The following is a 17,196-nucleotide window of genomic DNA, read 5'->3' on the forward strand; positions in this document are numbered from 1 at the left end:
TCAAGTCGCCTGTGCGAATTGGCATGCGAATTGGCGGCGTCGCTGAAGGGTTTCGATGAGTTATCCACGTAAAGGTGCAAAGCAGATTTCGGAGCTAGCGAACGGGCTGATCGACCCCGTGCTTGCCAGGCGCGCCGGCATCAACACAGCTCTGCTCGGCTCGTGGAGCGAAATTGCCGGCGAGGATTTCGCCGATTGCACCCGGCCGGAAAAGATCGCCTGGGCCCGCGGCGGCGATGAGACCGGCGGCTTCCGCCCCGGCGTGCTGACCATTGCCTGCGAAGGCGCGCGTGCACTTTTCCTCACCCATGCCCAGGGCGAACTCATCCAGCGCATCAACAGCTTCTTCGGCTTTGCCGCCGTCCACCAGATCCGCATCGTCCAAAAGCCGGTCTCACAAGCCATCCGCCGCTCCCGCACCCCGCCGCCGCTGAAGGGCGAAGCCGCCCGCAAGCTCGAAGGCATGATGGAAGGCATCGAGAACGACAAGCTGCGCCAGGCGATTCAGCGCTTGGGGACTGCGGTGATGGGGAAACGGGGGAATCAACGCTGATGAGCAAAACGCCCTATCTCCGCATGCTTAGTTTTTTGATCCCGCTTCAACAAGCTCGCGGGTAACAGCGAATTCCATCTTGCCCGAGACAGAGCTATAAGGCTCGCACTGTGTGATCGCATCAGCGATCAACGGGGCTGCGGTTTTTTCCCATTCGGATGGTGGAGTGCGGAAGTTGATGGATAAAAAGTCGGCAGATCCATCCTTGATGACCGCTACAATCAGGAAGCTATAAGCACTCGGCGCGTCCGCAGGCAGCTTTAGACATTTAAGCATCTGATTGAAAACAATACTGCCGCTGTCTTCAGCGGCGAGCACGCTCTTGACGTTTATGGCCAATGCGACAGATGCAATAAGAACGTAATAGAGAAAAGACTTAGTCAACGAATGCATTCAAATACCCCTCTGAATAATCGTCTGCTATACTTGTATAGCAGACGGGAGAAAAATCATGCTGGTCTTGCAGTTGCCCCCTGATATCGAAGCGCGGCTGATTGAGCTTTCGAGGCGTACCGGCCGCAGCAAGAGCTTCTATGCGCGGCAAGCCATCTTCGCGCATCTCGACGACCTCGAGGATGTCTATCTTTCCGAAAGACGCCTGGAAGAGCTTCGTCAGGGCGAGAGCGATACCGTGCCGCTGGCCGAGCTGCTGGCGCGTCATGGCTTGGACAACTGAGTTCATCGAGCAGCCGATACGAGGTGGGCCGCCGCCTCGATGTAATCCTGCAATTTTTGGTCTAGTCGTCCCACCACGGTCACAATTCTTTGAAGGAAGTTGGCGAACCGTGCCTTGTGAGTGGCCGCCAGCCGTTATATCGCACAGTCATGCCGTCAATCTCACTATCTATGGGGAATCCATGCAGATGTCCGAAATGCAACTGACGAAACGCCGCCTGCTCAGCGGTATCGCCATCGCCGCAGCTGCCGTAGTGCTTGTCGCCTGCAACGACAGCAACGACGCTGCCGATGCTTCGTCCTCCGGCAAGACCATGGCTGATGGCACCAATGTCGACACCATGCAGACGGCGGCCACCTCGGCGACCGAAATGCCGGAGTCCGACGGCGATGTCGACATGGCCGAAGTGCTGAAGCCCGGCGTGCTGCCGGAAATGGCGCTCGGCAAGGCCGATGCCCCGGTCAAGATCGTCGAATACATGTCGATGACCTGCCCGCATTGCGCCCATTTCCACAACACCGTTTTCGACACGATCAAGCAGAAATATGTCGACAGCGGCAAGGTGCAGTTCATCATCCGCGAATTCCCCTTCGACCCGCGCGCCGCCGCTGCCTTCATGCTCGCCCGCTGCAATTCTTCCAATCCGGAGCAGTTGAGCACGCCGGAACAGTATTTCCCGATGGTTTCGATGCTCTTCAAGCAGCAGCAGGTCTGGGCCGCCGCCGACGATGGCCGCGCCGCACTGCTGCAGATGTCGAAGCTTGCCGGATTTACTGAGGATAGCTTCACGAAATGCTTGACGAACCAGAAGCTTCTGGATGAAGTGAACGCCACGCGGGAAAGAGGTTCCAAGGATTTCGGCGTCAACGCCACCCCGACTTTCCTGATCAATGGCAAGCGCTACTCTGGAGACATGCCGGTTGACACTTTGTCGAAGCTCATCGACAGCCTGCTCTGAACCGGATCGTTTCGATAGAACGGGCGACGGCGAAAGCCGTGCGCCCGTTTTTTTGTGGCTGCGGGGGGAATACCCCCCTCTGTCCTGCCGGACATCTCACCCAGAAGGGGGGAGATCAGCTGGAAGGAATGTCTCGACCTTCATGACTGCCCTGCGGAAGCGCTCCCTTGTTTGGGGAAGCCCTAACCTCTTGCCGATCTCCCCACCTGTGGGGGAGATGCCCGGCAGGGCAGAGGGGGGTACCACGCCCTCCCTATGCTGCGGAGATGCTGCCTGTTCTGAACTGCGCTGCGGAGCGGCTGCATGAAGTTCAACAAGCTGCGCCTGGTCGGCTTCAAATCCTTCGTCGAACCGACGGAATTCATCATCGAGCGCGGGCTGACCGGCGTTGTCGGGCCGAATGGCTGCGGCAAGTCGAACCTGGTCGAGGCGCTGCGCTGGGTGATGGGCGAGAATTCCTACAAGAACATGCGCGCCTCCGGCATGGACGACGTGATCTTTTCGGGCTCGGGAAACCGCCCGGCGCGCAATACCGCCGAAGTGGCACTCTATCTCGACAATGCCGAGCGCACCGCGCCTGCCGCCTTCAACGACAGCGACGAGATCCAGGTCACCCGCCGCATCGAGCGTGAACAGGGCTCGCTCTATCGCATCAATGGCAAGGAAAGCCGCGCCAAGGACGTGCAGCTGCTGTTTGCCGATGCCTCCACCGGCGCGCGCTCGCCCTCGATGGTCGGGCAGGGGCGTATCGGCGAGCTGATCCAGGCCAAGCCGCAGGCCCGCCGCCAGCTGCTGGAAGAGGCGGCCGGCATTTCAGGCCTGCATTCCCGCCGCCACGAGGCAGAACTGCGGTTGCGTGCCGCCGAAGGCAATCTCGAGCGTCTCGACGATGTCACCTCGCAGCTCGAAAGCCAGATCGAGAGCCTGAAGCGCCAGGCCCGCCAGGCAAACCGCTTCAAGACGCTGTCTGCCGATATCCGCGCCCGCGAGGCGATGCTGCTGCATATCCGCTGGGTGCAGGCGAAGGAGGCCGAGGCCGAGGCCGACAGCGCGCTGAACCAGGCGACCTCCGTCGTCGCCGAAAAGGCGCAGATGCAGATGGAGGCGGCGAAGAACCAAGCTATCGCCAGCTTCAAGCTGCCGGAACTGCGCGAGGGCGAGGCGCGTGCCGCCGCCGCCCTGCAGCGCCTGCAGATCGCCAGAAGCCAGCTGGAGGAAGATGCCGGCCGCATCCTGCGCCGCCGCGACGAGCTGACCCGCCGTCTCGCCCAGCTTGCCGAGGATATAAGCCGCGAGCAGCGGCTGGTGGCCGACAATGCCGTCATCCTGGCGAGGCTTGATGCCGAAGAGGCGGAGATTTCGGAAATCCTCGCCGATTCCGGCCGTTACGCCGAGGAGACCCGCGAGGCCTTTGAGGGCGCAGCGGCAAAACTTGCCGACAGCGAGCGCATCTTCACCCAGCTGACGGCCGAGCGCGCCGAGGCGGCTGCCGGCCGCAACCAGCTGGAACGCGCCATCCGCGATCTCGCCGACCGCCGGATGCGCCTCGAACGCCAGATGGATGAGGCGAACCAGGAACTGTCAGCCATCGGCGAGAAGATCGCCGGCCTGCCCGATCCCGACGAAAAACGCGCCATCGTCGAGGCCGGCGAGATTGCCGTCGCCGACGCCGAAGCCGCCGTCCAGGCGGTCGACCAGGCGCTGGCTAGCGCCCGCCAGACCGAGGCGCTGTCGCGCGCGCCGGTCGATCAGGCCCGTTCGAGCCTGAATGCGCTGGAAACCGAGGCCCGCACCATTTCCCGCATGCTCGCCGCCGGTGCCGCGGCCGGCAAATTTCCGCCGGTTGCCGACGAGCTGAAGGTCGATCGCGGTTTTGAGACCGCACTGGGTGCTGCCCTCGGCGATGATCTGGAATCGCCGCTCGATGCCGAGGCGCCGGCCCATTGGTCGGACAATGGCGATGGTGCTGGCGATCCCGCCCTTCCATCCGCTGTTGCGCCGCTGCTTGCCCATGTCCGCGCGCCGGCGGCACTCACCCGCCGTCTGCGCCAGATCGGCCTGGTGGCGGAAGGCGATGCCGAGCGGCTGATGGCGGCGCTGAAGCCCGGCCAGCGGCTGGTGACGAAAGAGGGTGCGGTCTATCGCTGGGACGGCCATGTCACCGGTGCCGACGCCCCGAGTGCTGCAGCACTGCGCCTGGCCCAGAAGAACCGCCTGGCCGAACTCGAAGGTGAGGCGGCCCTTGCCCGCGACGTGCTTGCCGAAGCCGAAGAGCGGCAGGCAGCCGCCGCCGAAGCGATCCGCGCCGAGGAGCGCCGACTTGCCGAGGCGCGCGACATGAGCCGCCTGTCGGCGCGTCATTTGGCCGAAGCGCGCGACGCTCTCGTTGCCGCCGAGCGTGCCTCCGGCGATCTGATCCGCCGCCGCGATGTTGTCAGCGAGGCCGCCAGCCAGCTGCGGTCGCAGCTGGAGGAGATCGCTATCCAGGAAGAGACTGCCCGCATCGAGCTGGAGGACGCGCCCGATCTGACTGATATCGACGAGCGGCTGCGCTTCCAGCAGGCGGAAGTTGCGACCGATCGCGGCGCGCTGGCCGAAAGCCGCGCCCGCCATGAAAGCCTGGCGAGGGAAAACGAGGCCCGCCGGCGCCGCATCATGGCGATCGGCCAGGAGCGCGAGACCTGGCGCCAGCGGGCGGCAAGTGCCGAAGACCATGTCGCGACACTGCGCGAGCGCGAGGAAGAGGCGCGCGAAGAGGCAGCCGAGCTCGAACTGGCGCCGGATGAATTCGATGACAAGCGCCGCGCCCTGCTCAGCGAATTGCAGAAGGCCGAGGAGGCGCGCCGCCAGGCGAGCGACCTTCTGGCCGAGGCCGAACGCATCCAGCGCGAGGCCGACCAGAAGGCGACGACGGCCCTGTCGGAACTTGCCGAATGCCGTGAACGCCGCGGCCGCGCCGAGGAGCGCCTGGTTTCGGCCCGCGAGAAGCGGCAGGAAAGCGAAGGCCGCATCCGCGAGGTCCTGAACGTCGCCCCGCACGAGGCGCTGCAGTTGACCGGGCGGCCGACCATGCAGGCGCTTCCCGATCCGCGCGAAGTCGAGCGCGAGCTGGAACGTTTAAGGATCGAGCGCGAGCGGCTGGGCGCCGTCAACCTGCGCGCCGACGAGGAACAGAAGGAGCTGAGCGAAAAGCTCGAAGCGCTGATCAAGGAACGCGACGACGTCATCGATGCGATCCGCAAGCTGCGCGGCGCCATCCAGAGCCTCAACCGCGAGGGCCGCGAACGGCTGATCGCCGCCTTCGACATCGTCAACGCCCAGTTCCAGCGGCTGTTCACCCATCTTTTCGGCGGCGGTACCGCCGAGCTGCAGCTGATCGAATCCGACGATCCGCTGGAAGCCGGCCTCGAAATCCTCGCCCGCCCGCCCGGCAAGAAGCCGCAGACCATGACGCTGCTCTCCGGCGGCGAACAGGCGCTGACGGCAATGGCACTGATCTTTGCCGTCTTCCTCACCAATCCGGCGCCGATCTGCGTGCTCGACGAAGTGGACGCGCCGCTCGACGACCACAATGTCGAGCGCTACTGCAATCTGATGGACGAAATGGCGGCTTCGACCGAAACCCGCTTCGTCATCATCACCCACAATCCGATCACCATGGCCCGCATGAACCGCCTGTTCGGCGTCACCATGGCCGAGCAGGGCGTCTCCCAGCTGGTCTCCGTCGACCTGCAAATGGCCGAGCGCCTGCGCGAGATTGCTTGAGGTTTTCGACGAACGCGTTTTCTGCACCGGGGAAGGGCTGATTGTCACTGGACATCCCGGCCCAGAAGATTTGCGAGAGCAGCCCCTCATCCGGCTGCCGCCACCTTCTCCCCGTAAACGGGGCGAAGGGGATATGCCACAGCCTCTCCGTCCCCCGCCGATGTCTCGCACAGGGCACGTCCCCTCTCCCCGCGAGCGGGGAGAGGGTTAGGGTGAGGGGCGGCGACTAACGCCAACCGGACAGCAGCGGGCTTCACCCGAGCATCCATTCAGACGCCGAGCGCAGACGCAATTTCCGTAAAGCTATGGCGCGGTTTTACGCCCAGAAATTGCGTAAAATCAAGGGCTGAGCAATAAACACCAAAAAAGGTCGGCTCTGTTGTCGCTTGTACCCCATTTGGGTGATGCTCTTTTCGCTGACTTGCATTAGAAGTTGTTTCAACGCAACCTAATTACTCTGCTCGAAAACGGGCGATCAACGGTTGCGCATTGTCGAATTTGCGTGCGGTTTTCCGGGCGAGGGCAAGAACCGGAAACCGAGAGCAAATCTTGGGAAGTAGCGATCTATTTTCCCAGGAATTGCGTAAGGCGCGGTCAGAGCGGTTCTGTTTTGAGGAAAAGCTGAGCCGTTTTTGGGTTGAGGGACCCCCCGTCCGGTTTTCCTGGCCGGACGGAAACAAGGCTTTGCGGGACATTGTTGCAGTCCCGCAAAGCTTTTTTTGTGCCTTGTTGGCTGTTTTGGCACCTTTCAATCGTTTCGACGCCGGCCGCGGCCAAGATTTATTGTGCAGCGCAACATTCTGCCGCATTTGTCGATTTTCATTTCAACTCCAACGGATTAAGCTAATCTCGATTTGGTGTTGGGGGGAAGATGACCAAGTGGGTCTATAGGTTCGGCGACGGGCAGGCTGAGGGCCGGGCGCGCGATCATGGGATTCTGGGCGGCAAGGGCGCCAATCTGGCGGAAATGTGCGCGCTCGGACTTCCGGTGCCGCCGGGGCTGACGATCGTCAGCGACGCCTGCAACACCTACTACAAGAACGGCCGCCACATCGAGAATGCGGTGAAGGCTGAGGTGCGCGCCGGCATATCGGCGATCGAGGCAATCACCGGCCGCCGCTTCGGCTCCGTCAGCCAGCCGCTGCTCTTATCGGTGCGCTCCGGCGCCCGTGTCTCCATGCCGGGCATGATGGACACGGTGCTCAATCTCGGCCTCAACGACGAGACGGTGCAGGCGCTCGGCCATGATGCCGGTGATGCGCGTTTTGCCTGGGATAGCTACCGCCGCTTCATCCAGATGTATGCAGATGTCGTCATGGGTCTCGGCAACGACGCCTTCGAGGAGATCCTGGAAGACGAGAAGGCCAAGCTCGGCCATGAATTCGATACCGAACTCAGCGCCTCGGAATGGCAGCATATCGTCTCCCTCTACAAGAAGCTGATCGAGGAGGAGTTGGAGCAGGAATTCCCGCAGGATCCCGAAGTCCAGCTTTGGGGCGCTGTCGGCGCCGTCTTTTCCAGCTGGATGAGTGCCCGCGCCGTTACCTACCGCCAGCTCCACAATATTCCGGAAGCTTGGGGCACGGCGATCAACATCCAGGCGATGGTCTTCGGCAATCTCGGTAATAGCTCCGCCACCGGCGTCGCCTTCACCCGCAACCCCTCGACGGGCGAGAGGGCGCTTTACGGCGAATTCCTGGTCAATGCCCAGGGCGAGGATGTCGTGGCCGGCATCCGGACGCCGCAAAGCATCACCGAGGAGGGGCGAATTTCCTCCGGCTCCGAAAAACCCTCGATGGAAAAGCTGATGCCGGAGGCGTTTCGCGAGCTCTGCCGCATCTGCACCGATCTCGAAATCCATTACCGTGACATGCAGGATATCGAATTCACCATCGAGCGCGGCAAGCTGTGGATGCTGCAGACCCGCTCGGCCAAGCGCTCGACCCGGGCGGCAATGAAGATCGCCGTCGACATGGTCGACGAGGGGGTGATCACCGAGGACGAGGCGGTGCTGCGCATCGAGCCTTCCAGCCTCGACCAGTTGCTGCATCCCACAATCGATCCGCGCGTCACCCGCCAGGTGATCGGTAGCGGGCTGCCGGCTTCGCCCGGCGCTGCCACCGGCGCCATCGTCTTTACCGCCGAAGAGGCGGTCGAGGCGGAAGCCGAAGGCCGCAAGGTCATTCTGCTGAGGGTCGAGACCAGCCCCGAGGACATTCACGGCATGCATGCCGCCGAAGGCATTCTGACGACCCGCGGCGGCATGACCAGCCATGCGGCGGTCGTTGCTCGCGGCATGGGCATCCCCTGTGTCGTCGGCGCCGGCACCATGCGCATCGACCAACGCAACGAGCGGCTGCTCGGCGTCGGCGTGACGCTCAAGAAGGGCGATATCATCACCATCGACGGCTCGGCCGGCCAGGTGCTGAAGGGCGAGGTGCCGATGATCCAGCCGGAGCTGTCTGGCGATTTCGGCCGCATCATGGGCTGGGCCGACCGCGCCCGGCGCATGACGGTGCGCACCAATGCCGATACGCCGGCCGATGCGCTGGCTGCCCGCTCCTTCGGCGCCGAAGGCATCGGCCTTTGCCGCACCGAGCACATGTTCTTCGAGGGCGAGCGCATCCACGTGATGCGCGAGATGATCCTGGCTGTCGACGAGAAGGGCAGGCGGGTGGCGCTCGACAAGCTGCTGCCGATGCAGCGGCTGGATTTCACCGGCCTCTTCACCGTAATGCACGGCCTGCCGGTGACGATCCGCCTGCTCGATCCGCCGCTGCACGAATTCCTGCCGAAGACCGATGACGAGGTGGCCGAAGTCGCCTTCGCCATGGGCATGGAGGCATCCGTGCTTCGCCAGCGCGTCGATGCGCTGCACGAGTTCAACCCGATGCTTGGCCATCGCGGCTGCCGGCTGGCGATCTCCTATCCCGAAATCGTCGAGATGCAGGCCCGCGCCATCTTCGAGGCGGCGGTCGCCGCAGCCAAGGAGACCGGGGCAGCCGTCGTACCGGAGATCATGGTGCCGCTCGTCGGCCTGCGCACCGAACTCGATTACGTCAAGGCGCACATCGATGCCGTCGCCGGCGACGTCATGAACGAAGCCGGCATGAAGATCGATTATCTCGTCGGTACGATGATCGAGCTGCCGCGCGCGGCCCTGCGCGCCCATGTGATTGCCGAAGCCGCCGAATTCTTCTCCTTCGGCACCAACGACCTGACGCAGACCACCTTCGGCATCTCGCGCGACGACGCCTCGGCCTTCATCCCCACCTATCAGCGCAAGGGCATCATCGAGCACGATCCCTTCATCTCGCTCGATTTCGACGGCGTCGGCGAATTGATCAGCATCGCCGCCGAACGCGGCCGGCGCACCCGCAACGACATGAAGCTCGGCATCTGCGGCGAACATGGCGGCGACCCGGCCTCGATCCGCTTCTGCGAGACGATCGGCCTCGACTACGTCTCCTGCTCGCCCTTCCGCGTGCCGATCGCCAGACTGGCGGCAGCGCAGGCGGTGATTGCGGGCGGGCTGGAAGAAATCCGCCGCGGTCCGAAAGACCTGCGGGCAACCGTGTAAAATAGCGGTGGAGTGTGGGGCAGGGCGCCCAAGCTACTCAGTAACGATAGCGCCAACGATCGCGGTAAACGTAGGGTCCGTTCAGATCCCAGGCCATGCGGTTCATCATCTCAGCGCTCTGCGCCCGTGATTCGGCGCGCCGGTCGAGATCGATGCGCTGCAGGCAGGTGGCAAAACCATCTGTGCCGCGCCGGAAGCCATAGCTCAGGCACCGCTGCTCATCCGCCGCCCGCCGCTCCTCCGGCGTCATCGTCTGGCAGGCCGAAAGCCCGGCGACGATGGTGGCCATGACGGTGATGAGAATGGGGATGCGCATCGGTATATTCCTTGGAATGCATTTCCCTGAGGAAAGGCCATTCGGGCGAGGGCGTCAAGCTGCTCTTGGCCCGGGAGATCGCTGAGGCCAGCCCCTCATCCGCCTGCCGGCACCTTCTCCCCGCTTGCGGGGCGAAGGGGTATGCCGCGACCTCTCCGTCCCCCACTAATCTCGCGTAGGGCACGTCCCCTCTCCCCGTCAGAACGGGGAGAGGGTTAGGGTGAGGGGCAACCACCGAAACCGAGAAACAGAATCACGCCGCCCCAGCCGGATCGCCGATCGGCAGCAGCGCCGGATTAAGCGGCGGGTCCTGAGGATTCTTCGTGTCGCCTGGGTCCTGTGCCGGTGTCAGCGGTGGTTTTTCCTGGATGCGGTCGGGAATGCCTGGCGTCGGCGTCGGGCCACGTGGCGTATCGGCATTGGGTGTCGGGATCGGGTCTCTGTTCGGCATGAGTGCCTCCTTTTCGAAAAAGGAACGGCATCGTCCGCACTTGGTTCCACTTTCGCCGGCCGACCTTTCTATGCATGAGGGCCATTCCTATGTATGAGGAAAACATGGGCTCTCCCTGAGAGGCCGGCAAACCTTGGAACGAGCATGGCCCTTCGCGATCGATTTTCGAAAAAACTGAACTGTCCGCAATGCGGGAATGAGGGCTTTGCCGAGGCCTCGGAAGTCGATGATCCCAAGCGCAAGCACCCGGATTTCAAGGTCGACCAGCTGCCGCGCGGCTTTGGCGTGCAGCGGCCGTCCAATCATCAGGAAAATTTCGTCATCAAGTGCGAATGCGGACGAAAATTCCCCTTCCGCAGCGTTGCGGAAGCCGCGGCCGAGCGCCGGTAGTTTTTCGGAGTAACAATGCTTGGCTTTTTCCTGCGCGTGATCGCCATCCTGGGACTTTCATTCAGTTCAGCCACTGCGACCAACGCCGAAGTCGCCGAGAAATTTCATCATGCCGTCCAGGTGGGAGATGTCACGACGGTAAGAGCCATGCTTGCGGCGGATCCATCTCTCGCGATCTCCGTCGATGAATATCGATTCCAGCCCATTCACCTTCTCGACATGTATTTCGAACGGGAAATCCTGGAGCTTCTGCTTGCGAACGAAGCCGATATCAACGCCAGGAACGACGAGGGGATAAGCATTCTCCACATCATCACCGACCCTGAGGCGGTGAATCTCCTGATAGAGAAGGGGGCCGACATCGAGGCCCGCGACAATCACGGCCGAACGCCTCTTATCGTCCAAATGCTCAACCGGCAGAACGGGCCTGATGTTATCGCCGCTCTTCTGGAGAATGGCGCAAATCCCAATGCCAAGGATGATAGCGGCGTGACAGCCTTCGATATCGCGCGGCAAAGTGGCGACGAGGACCTTATCGGCCTGATGACGAAAAGCGGGACGAGGAATTGACGCCTGAGGTTTCAGTGATCGCCCGTGCTCTGAACCTCAGATCCGCTCCAGCACCTCGATGAAGGCATCGGCGAAACGCACCAGCGGCGCGGTCTCTTCATTGGGCGCCTGCATGCGGATTTCGGTGCCGTTATCGTCGAGCAGCGCCAGCACGACGCGCATCTCCTGGCCATCTTCAGGAATGCGCAGCACGGCGATGCGACTGCAATCGTGAACGAGGCCACCGGCCGGCAAATCGAACAGCAATTCGCCGCCGGAGCGTGCCGCCGCCTGGCGCACGGCCTCGCAGAAGCCGGGATCGCCGCCGGCATAACCTTCGAGCGAAAGTTCGAGCTCGAGCAGCTCCATCGGCAGCATCGGCTCGGACTGGTGGTCGATCCCGCCAAGCGCAGATGCCTGCGGGCTCGCTGCAATCTCGGGTGAAATCATGCCGTCTCTCCTCTATATCTGGAGATGAAACCGCGGCAGAATGGCCTTTTTTTGACATATCAGCAAGGGCTTATGAAGAAGCCGCCGTTTCGCCATGGCCTTCGCCGTGGATTCCAACGCAATGCCTCAGACAATCGTTTCAATTTAGCCGAATCTTGCCCCAGATCCGGATGATTTTAGGCCGGGCCGGCCTAAAATCTGAATCCGGATCTAAATCAAAGAATAGAGCATGATGTCGTCCGAAAACCGCTTCACACTTTTCGGCATCATGCTCTAAACAGGGTTGAGGCGATTTGCGTGGTCGAACGCGCGGGCGCTGACGAGCAACCGGTAAGTTTGATGGCCATCCGCTATGACCGCCCCGTTTCCAGCGCCGCCCGCTCTTCGCGGCTCATCGGGGCGTTTTCCCTGGTGCTGGCGCTGGCCGTGATGATCGCCCACCGCTTCGGCGGCCTCGCCACACCCTATCTGGTGCTGCTGCTGATTGTCGCTGCCGGCTGCGCGCTGCTCGCGGCGATGCTGGCAGCCCTCGGGCTGCGCAGCCTCTGGATGACGGGGGCTGAGGGCGGATTGGCGGCGCTGGCGGCGCTGATCTATGCCGCCTTTCCGCTGGCGCTTGGCGCCTATGCCACCGAGCGCTATCTGACGCTGCCCGATATCTACGACGTTTCCACCGATCCGGTCTCCGCGCCCGACTGGCTTTCCTATCCGTATTTCGACCAGATCTGGCTGAAGCGCAAGGTGCAGGTGACGCCGGAGGATCGCGAAAAGCAGCTCACCGCTTATCCCGAACTCACCGGCCGGCGCTATGAGGGCGCGCTCGACCGCGTGCTGGAGGCTGTGCGCAAGGTCGCCAAGATGAGCGGCATGACCATCACCGAGAGCAGCGGCGACACCGAGCCCGGCCGCGACCCCGAGGACAGACCGGTCAAGCCGCCGCAGCCTGGCGACGATGCCGTGGCCGATGCGCCTGATACCATCCCCGTGCCGACGCCGCGCCCCTATGACGATGACGTCGCCAAGCTGATCCGCGGCGTCAACGGCGTGACGCTGCAGGGCACCACCCGCACGCTGATCCTCGGCCTGCGCTTCGATTTCATCATCCGGCTCCGCGAAGAGGCCGAAACCACCTTCGTCGACATCCGCGTCGCCTCCCGCTACGGCCAACACGACCTCGGCTTCAGCGCCGAAATCGCCGGCGATTATCTGAAGGCGCTGGATGCTGAATTGCTTGGAATTGCGGGTGGGTGAGCAACGGTGCCGCCAAAGGCGGCAGCAATCGATCCGGTGAATCGATTGCAGTTGCGAACGCCCTGAGCCCAAGCGAAGGGCCGGGATAGGGTGCGGCGGACTCAACCCCCGTACCGGTGGCGCAAAGCGCCAGCAATCGATCCAGTGAATCGATTGCAGCGGCGAACGCCCTGAGCCCAAGCGAAGGGCCGGGATAGGGTGCGGCAGATTCAACCCCCGTACCGGTGCCGCCGAAGGCGGCAGTAATCGATCCAGTGAATCGATTGCAGTGGGTGAGCCGCGGTGCCGCCGAAGGCGGCAGTAATCGATCCAGTGAATCGATTGCAGCGGCGAACGCCCTGAGCCCAAAGCGGAGGGCCGGGAGCGGGTGCGGCAAACTCGACAACCTGCGGGCCGCAACCTCTCGATTCACCCTTCTCCCCTCGGGGAGAAGGTGCCCGTAGGGCGGATGAGGGGAAGTAGCCGGGGCACTTCGAATCTAAAAGCCGGCGGTCTCGCGCACCTCGATCGCTCCTATCCGAGCGAGCGAGTCCCGCTCCGCGATCTCCATTGCCTCCGCAAGGTTCTTCGCTTCGATAAGCAGGAAGCCACCCAGATGCTCCTTGGTCTCTGCGAAGGGCCCGTCGGTCCAACTCACCTTGCCGGCGCGAACGCGCAATGTCTTTGCGGTCTTTGGGTCGGCAAGAGCGTTGGAGGCGAGATAGTGGCCTGAACGTTGGAGTTCTTCATTGGAAGCTAAGGACTCCCGGTCGATCTCGGCCCATTCCTCCTTGCTGGCGGCATCAGCAAGTGTTTGATCGATGTAGAAGAGACAAAGGTAGCGCATCCGGTTCCTCCATGGTGCTGTCGATGTTAGTCGAACTTGAACACCGCGATTGGACAAAGAGCAAAAAAATGCTGCCAGTTCTGCTTATCCGGCGAGAGTTCCTTGCTGCTCTGCGATCTTTCCAGCGGAGATCTCTGGGGGCTCCAAGCCGATGTCACGGAGCAGGCGAGAGTCAAACCGCGAGAGCTCGCTCAAGCTTCGGCGGTACCTTCGCTGATGCTTCAGCAGCATCCAAACGGCTTGCAAGGTGTCCACGACACTGAGGTGTGGCGACTGTAGTTCGACGTGTTCAGAATGCTTAGTGGCAGCCATACTTGTCTCTCCTTTGACTGGCTCACGGCGCTCCGTCTTAATCGAACAGGATCGGCCGAAATCGACACGCTGGTTTCAGGAGCTTGATCTGAGCGGGTAACAAGACGGTGCGCGGACCATGGACATCGTTTGATGAGTGACACGATCTTGAGGGAATAGAGCCGGCCGACCTGCAGGACTTTGTGAAGGTGCTTTCCATCATGAAGGCAGCGGGGCTTACCCACGGTGGGTTTTATCGAAACTTTACATAAAACGATGTTCCGGCAGCCTGGCCATCGAGGGCGCTACGTTAGAGGCAATGACATTGCTGGATTGACCCAATTACCTGATGAGCCCTTGCACGTGCTTGTCGAACGGTATGTGTGACAAGCCCATCGCGACGAGCCGGCCGCGGGATCATCAAGGCGGCACAATGGCGGATCACAGGACGCTTCTGAAAACAGCATTTTTCCGCTTTGGCTCAAAATCGAGACGGGCATCGCATTCATCGCGGCCGACCGGTTAGGGCCGAGACGGGACGATCGCAGCTTCCGAGGTAAGGTCTGGAAATGGCGAATTCTTGCCATCTCTGTCACAGCGGTAGTGTTCGAAACGGCCCAACGCGCTTGGTCAATGTGCGAGGAAAACAGCGCTTGCGATGAGGGGGCCGCCGAAGCCGGTCTTTCCTTACAACGTCTATGCGGGATTCGACCGCATCGTCTTAAGGCGTCGCCGACAGGTTGTTACGAGAGGGGTGTGCCGTGTGGCCCCCTCAACCGCCTGCCGGCACCTTCTCCCCGAGGGGAGAAGGGAAATTGCCGCAACCTCTCCGTTCCTAGCCCATTTCTCGCAGGGCACGTTCCCTCTCCCCGTTTTTACGGGGGTCCGGAGGGCGGCTCGACCCCGCCAAGGTTAGGGTGAGGGGCAGCCATTCGCGCAAAGGCGCGCCCCTCACTCCACCACCAACCACCCCGTATACCGCACCACCAACCCCGTCAGCCGCCCGCCGATCTCCACGTGGAAGTGGAACCGCCCATCGCGCTCCTCCTCATAGGTATCGCCACCCGGTGCCAGAAACATCGGCAGCGGAATCCCTAAAAACCGCCAGCCGCGCACCACGAGCCGCAGCTTTTCCCCATCCGGCACCAGTGCCATCAGCACGCGGAACGGCCCGAACACCTCGGCGAGCAGATGCCGGTCGCGGCCCTTTGCCTCGACCTGCCAGCTGCGGAACACCGTGCCGCCGAAATCCCGTGTCCAGACCTCCCTGTCGCCATCGGGCACGAAACGCACCGTGACCGGCACATCCTCGCCGGCTCTCGGAAAGCCGATTACCCCGGCGACGATCCTGGCCAGCAGCCCGCCGCCGCGCTCGATGCGCGCCCGGCCGGAGGCGACGCGTGCGCCACCCGCATGCAGGGCGGAGGTGGCCGGCGGTAGCTGATCCCAGGCGCTGCCGAGGATTCTCTGGTAGAGCGGCTGGCGTGCCTCCGCGTTTTCCATCGTGATGCCGGATGTGATCGAAAACCGCTGGAAGGCGGCTTCGAAATCCGCAAGCTGCAATTCCCCCGCCGCCGGCCGCGCCCCATTTTCCGGCCGAATGCCGGTCAGCAGCCGGCGCACCAGCGCATCCACTGCGATGACCGGAATGAACGGCCCGTCATCACCTTCGGCAATCAGATGCCAGCCGCAGGACAGCCGCTGTCCGGCGTGATCGACGCCGCCCACACGGACGTACATGCCGCCGCGATGGTCGCCGATCGCGAAAGCGTGGCTGGCGCGCTGCAGCAGCCGCGCAAAAGGCTGCAGCGATGGCAATAGCCGGAGGCGCACGAGCCTGGCCGCAAGGCTGAGCATGCGCTGCAGCAGTTGCGGCTCCGTGCCGACCCCGGTGAAGGTCGATTGCAGGCCGGCAAAGCGTGCCGGCAGCAGCGTGAGATCCGGCGCATCCACCAGCAGGAATTTCCGGCTGCGCAGCGGCTTAACCCCCGGCGGCGCCACCGTCACCCGCATCGCATCGATCAGCCCGCGCCCAGGGGCCGCCCGCCCATTCCGCAGCACCGGAACCTTCTTGCCGGCATAGGTCGCGATCGCCCTGACGACATTCAGCCCGATCTTTACATGCGGCGAGGGGGCAATGCCCGCCGAAACGCTTTCGATCCGGGAGAAATGTGGCGCCATCGCATCGAGTGCGGCGAAGGAAAGCGCAGGCAGGCTGCTGAGCCCCGAGAGCGCGAAGGTGCCCTTGGCCTTGGCGGCCGCATCCAGCCCACCGATGCCGGCGACGAAACCGGTGCTGTCGGCAATATCGGCGTAGTCGATGCCGAGATCGATGCAGGCCTCGGCGACCTTATAGCCATCCTTGCCGAAGCTCTGGAACGGCCCCGAGGCATCGATGACGAGATGGGGCCTCATCCGCGTCAGCTGTTCGGGGAGATCACCGTCACGATCGAAGGCCACGGCCTGCACCAACGCGCCGAGATTGTTGCTTCCCAGGCCCTCGGCGCCATCTTTCGGCGTCCGCAGATCCGCAACGAAATCGTCGGCCTTTTCAAGCGAGCGCCCGGCAACCAGCAGCCTCAGCCGCGGTTCATCGCCCAGCAGCTGGGCGAGCCGCCCGCCGAAGGTGCCGTAGCCGCCGATGATGAGCAGGCAAAATCTCTCGTCGCTCATGCGATGAACCGGCTGCGCTGCTCCGGCGTCGGCACCATGCAGCTTTGCCGGCCGGCAATCTTCAGCCTGTTGCGGGCGATGAATTCATAGAGCGCATCGGCCGCCCGCCGCGGCAGCAGCCGAAAGATCTTCACCAGCGAATAGGGAAAGCCGAGCCCCGCCACCATGCGGATCGAGCCGTCTGACTTGAAGAAGGCTCGTCCGTTTTCGATGAGGATATTGGTCTCATAGTCGCGCGCGTGCAGCCCGTAATGCCGGTAGAGTGCGGCGCCGAGCGGCGTCTGTGCCGCCAGGAACCGGTATCGCTGCTGCTTGTCATGTTTCAGCGCGAACTTCACCCAGCCGGAGCAGAACACGCATTCGCCATCGAAGATGATCAACGGCCGGTCATCGGCAAAGGAGGGCACATCGGCATCGTCGCGATAGCTGTAATCGGCTTGAGCCCGCATCATCATCTCCCCCTCATC

The 17,196-nt window shown here is 62.8% G+C and carries 16 protein-coding genes; 8 read left to right on the top strand and 8 right to left on the bottom strand.

Annotated elements, in window-relative coordinates:
* Positions 1-55 precede the first annotated feature (55 nt).
* On the top strand, positions 56-553 hold the full coding sequence (locus tag HFO71_RS10130) for a DUF721 domain-containing protein (RefSeq protein ID WP_011650811.1): 498 nt from the start codon (positions 56-58) through the stop codon (positions 551-553).
* Between the two features lie 27 nt (positions 554-580).
* Here HFO71_RS10130 and HFO71_RS10135 read toward each other — a convergent pair whose 3' ends face one another.
* The gene (locus tag HFO71_RS10135) at positions 581-946 is read right to left on the bottom strand and encodes a hypothetical protein (RefSeq protein ID WP_168257617.1); all 366 of its coding nucleotides are present in this window, start codon (positions 944-946) and stop codon (positions 581-583) included.
* 58 nt (positions 947-1,004) lie between these two features.
* Between HFO71_RS10135 and relB the strand changes: the two genes are divergently transcribed.
* From relB to ppdK, 4 genes are all read left to right on the top strand, one after another.
* Positions 1,005-1,229 (top strand): type II toxin-antitoxin system RelB family antitoxin, encoded by a 225-nt coding sequence (gene relB / locus HFO71_RS10140; protein ID WP_065279069.1) that lies wholly within the window; start codon positions 1,005-1,007, stop codon positions 1,227-1,229.
* A gap of 187 nt (positions 1,230-1,416) precedes the next feature.
* Positions 1,417-2,187, top strand: a complete 771-nt coding sequence (locus HFO71_RS10145; protein WP_373423267.1) for a DsbA family protein — start codon at positions 1,417-1,419, stop codon at positions 2,185-2,187.
* 303 nt (positions 2,188-2,490) lie between these two features.
* A complete protein-coding gene (locus HFO71_RS10150) occupies positions 2,491-5,952 on the top strand; it encodes a chromosome segregation SMC family protein (protein WP_221987954.1) in 3,462 nt (1,153 codons plus the stop codon).
* Positions 5,953-6,823: 871 nt separating this feature from the next.
* Entirely contained in the window at positions 6,824-9,532 is a 2,709-nt protein-coding gene (gene ppdK, locus HFO71_RS10155; RefSeq protein ID WP_221987956.1) for a pyruvate, phosphate dikinase, read from the top strand.
* A gap of 37 nt (positions 9,533-9,569) precedes the next feature.
* On the opposite strand, the gene HFO71_RS10160 is transcribed toward ppdK, so the two are convergent.
* Both HFO71_RS10160 and HFO71_RS10165 read right to left on the bottom strand, forming a co-directional pair.
* Positions 9,570-9,848 carry a hypothetical protein gene (locus HFO71_RS10160; protein ID WP_077976489.1) on the bottom strand — a complete coding sequence of 93 codons (279 nt, stop codon included), beginning with the start codon at positions 9,846-9,848 and terminating at the stop codon, positions 9,570-9,572.
* A gap of 253 nt (positions 9,849-10,101) precedes the next feature.
* A complete protein-coding gene (locus HFO71_RS10165; protein WP_065282354.1) occupies positions 10,102-10,299 on the bottom strand; it encodes a hypothetical protein in 198 nt (65 codons plus the stop codon).
* Positions 10,300-10,443: 144 nt separating this feature from the next.
* On the opposite strand from HFO71_RS10165, the gene HFO71_RS10170 reads away from it, so the two are divergent.
* Together HFO71_RS10170 and HFO71_RS10175 are read left to right on the top strand one after the other, a co-directional pair.
* Positions 10,444-10,689, top strand: a complete 246-nt coding sequence (locus HFO71_RS10170) for a hypothetical protein (protein ID WP_003546063.1) — start codon at positions 10,444-10,446, stop codon at positions 10,687-10,689.
* A gap of 15 nt (positions 10,690-10,704) precedes the next feature.
* The gene (locus HFO71_RS10175; protein ID WP_077976488.1) at positions 10,705-11,259 is read left to right on the top strand and encodes an ankyrin repeat domain-containing protein; all 555 of its coding nucleotides are present in this window, start codon (positions 10,705-10,707) and stop codon (positions 11,257-11,259) included.
* Between the two features lie 36 nt (positions 11,260-11,295).
* Here the strand turns inward: HFO71_RS10175 and HFO71_RS10180 are convergent, their stop codons facing one another.
* On the bottom strand, positions 11,296-11,688 hold the full coding sequence (locus HFO71_RS10180; protein WP_077976487.1) for a hypothetical protein: 393 nt from the start codon (positions 11,686-11,688) through the stop codon (positions 11,296-11,298).
* A 339-nt stretch (positions 11,689-12,027) separates the two neighbouring features.
* On the opposite strand from HFO71_RS10180, the gene HFO71_RS10185 reads away from it, so the two are divergent.
* The gene (locus HFO71_RS10185; RefSeq protein WP_168336163.1) at positions 12,028-12,939 is read left to right on the top strand and encodes a DUF1499 domain-containing protein; all 912 of its coding nucleotides are present in this window, start codon (positions 12,028-12,030) and stop codon (positions 12,937-12,939) included.
* A 478-nt stretch (positions 12,940-13,417) separates the two neighbouring features.
* On the opposite strand, the gene HFO71_RS10190 is transcribed toward HFO71_RS10185, so the two are convergent.
* From HFO71_RS10190 to HFO71_RS10205, 4 genes are all read right to left on the bottom strand, one after another.
* The gene (locus HFO71_RS10190; protein ID WP_221987958.1) at positions 13,418-13,765 is read right to left on the bottom strand and encodes a YciI family protein; all 348 of its coding nucleotides are present in this window, start codon (positions 13,763-13,765) and stop codon (positions 13,418-13,420) included.
* 84 nt (positions 13,766-13,849) lie between these two features.
* Positions 13,850-14,077 (bottom strand): DUF1127 domain-containing protein, encoded by a 228-nt coding sequence (locus tag HFO71_RS36415; protein WP_221987960.1) that lies wholly within the window; start codon positions 14,075-14,077, stop codon positions 13,850-13,852.
* Between the two features lie 930 nt (positions 14,078-15,007).
* Positions 15,008-16,729: a saccharopine dehydrogenase family protein gene (locus HFO71_RS10200; RefSeq protein ID WP_221987961.1), complete on the bottom strand. Its 1,722-nt coding sequence runs from the start codon at positions 16,727-16,729 to the stop codon at positions 15,008-15,010.
* Positions 16,726-17,184 (bottom strand): thiol-disulfide oxidoreductase DCC family protein, encoded by a 459-nt coding sequence (locus HFO71_RS10205; protein WP_221987962.1) that lies wholly within the window; start codon positions 17,182-17,184, stop codon positions 16,726-16,728. Before HFO71_RS10205 ends, HFO71_RS10200 begins: the two co-directional genes overlap by 4 nt.
* Between the last annotated feature and the right edge of the window lie 12 nt (positions 17,185-17,196).

The organism is Rhizobium laguerreae, from assembly GCF_019778565.1.
GTDB lineage: Bacteria > Pseudomonadota > Alphaproteobacteria > Rhizobiales > Rhizobiaceae > Rhizobium > Rhizobium laguerreae.

Bases quoted from the DNA above. Each gene is read 5' to 3' on its own strand.
- HFO71_RS10165 (WP_065282354.1), bottom strand. From the start codon at position 10,299: ATGCCGAACAGAGACCCGATCCCGACACCCAATGCCGATACGCCACGT.
- HFO71_RS10205 (WP_221987962.1), bottom strand. From the start codon at position 17,184: ATGATGATGCGGGCTCAAGCCGATTACAGCTATCGCGACGATGCCGAT.
- HFO71_RS10135 (WP_168257617.1), bottom strand. From the start codon at position 946: ATGCATTCGTTGACTAAGTCTTTTCTCTATTACGTTCTTATTGCATCT.
- HFO71_RS10200 (WP_221987961.1), bottom strand. From the start codon at position 16,729: ATGAGCGACGAGAGATTTTGCCTGCTCATCATCGGCGGCTACGGCACC.
- HFO71_RS10150 (WP_221987954.1), top strand. From the start codon at position 2,491: ATGAAGTTCAACAAGCTGCGCCTGGTCGGCTTCAAATCCTTCGTCGAA.
- HFO71_RS10130 (WP_011650811.1), top strand. From the start codon at position 56: ATGAGTTATCCACGTAAAGGTGCAAAGCAGATTTCGGAGCTAGCGAAC.
- ppdK (WP_221987956.1), top strand. From the start codon at position 6,824: ATGACCAAGTGGGTCTATAGGTTCGGCGACGGGCAGGCTGAGGGCCGG.
- HFO71_RS10170 (WP_003546063.1), top strand. From the start codon at position 10,444: ATGGCCCTTCGCGATCGATTTTCGAAAAAACTGAACTGTCCGCAATGC.
- HFO71_RS10175 (WP_077976488.1), top strand. From the start codon at position 10,705: ATGCTTGGCTTTTTCCTGCGCGTGATCGCCATCCTGGGACTTTCATTC.
- HFO71_RS10160 (WP_077976489.1), bottom strand. From the start codon at position 9,848: ATGCGCATCCCCATTCTCATCACCGTCATGGCCACCATCGTCGCCGGG.
- HFO71_RS10145 (WP_373423267.1), top strand. From the start codon at position 1,417: ATGTCCGAAATGCAACTGACGAAACGCCGCCTGCTCAGCGGTATCGCC.
- HFO71_RS10180 (WP_077976487.1), bottom strand. From the start codon at position 11,688: ATGATTTCACCCGAGATTGCAGCGAGCCCGCAGGCATCTGCGCTTGGC.
- relB (WP_065279069.1), top strand. From the start codon at position 1,005: ATGCTGGTCTTGCAGTTGCCCCCTGATATCGAAGCGCGGCTGATTGAG.
- HFO71_RS10185 (WP_168336163.1), top strand. From the start codon at position 12,028: ATGGCCATCCGCTATGACCGCCCCGTTTCCAGCGCCGCCCGCTCTTCG.
- HFO71_RS10190 (WP_221987958.1), bottom strand. From the start codon at position 13,765: ATGCGCTACCTTTGTCTCTTCTACATCGATCAAACACTTGCTGATGCC.
- HFO71_RS36415 (WP_221987960.1), bottom strand. From the start codon at position 14,077: ATGGCTGCCACTAAGCATTCTGAACACGTCGAACTACAGTCGCCACAC.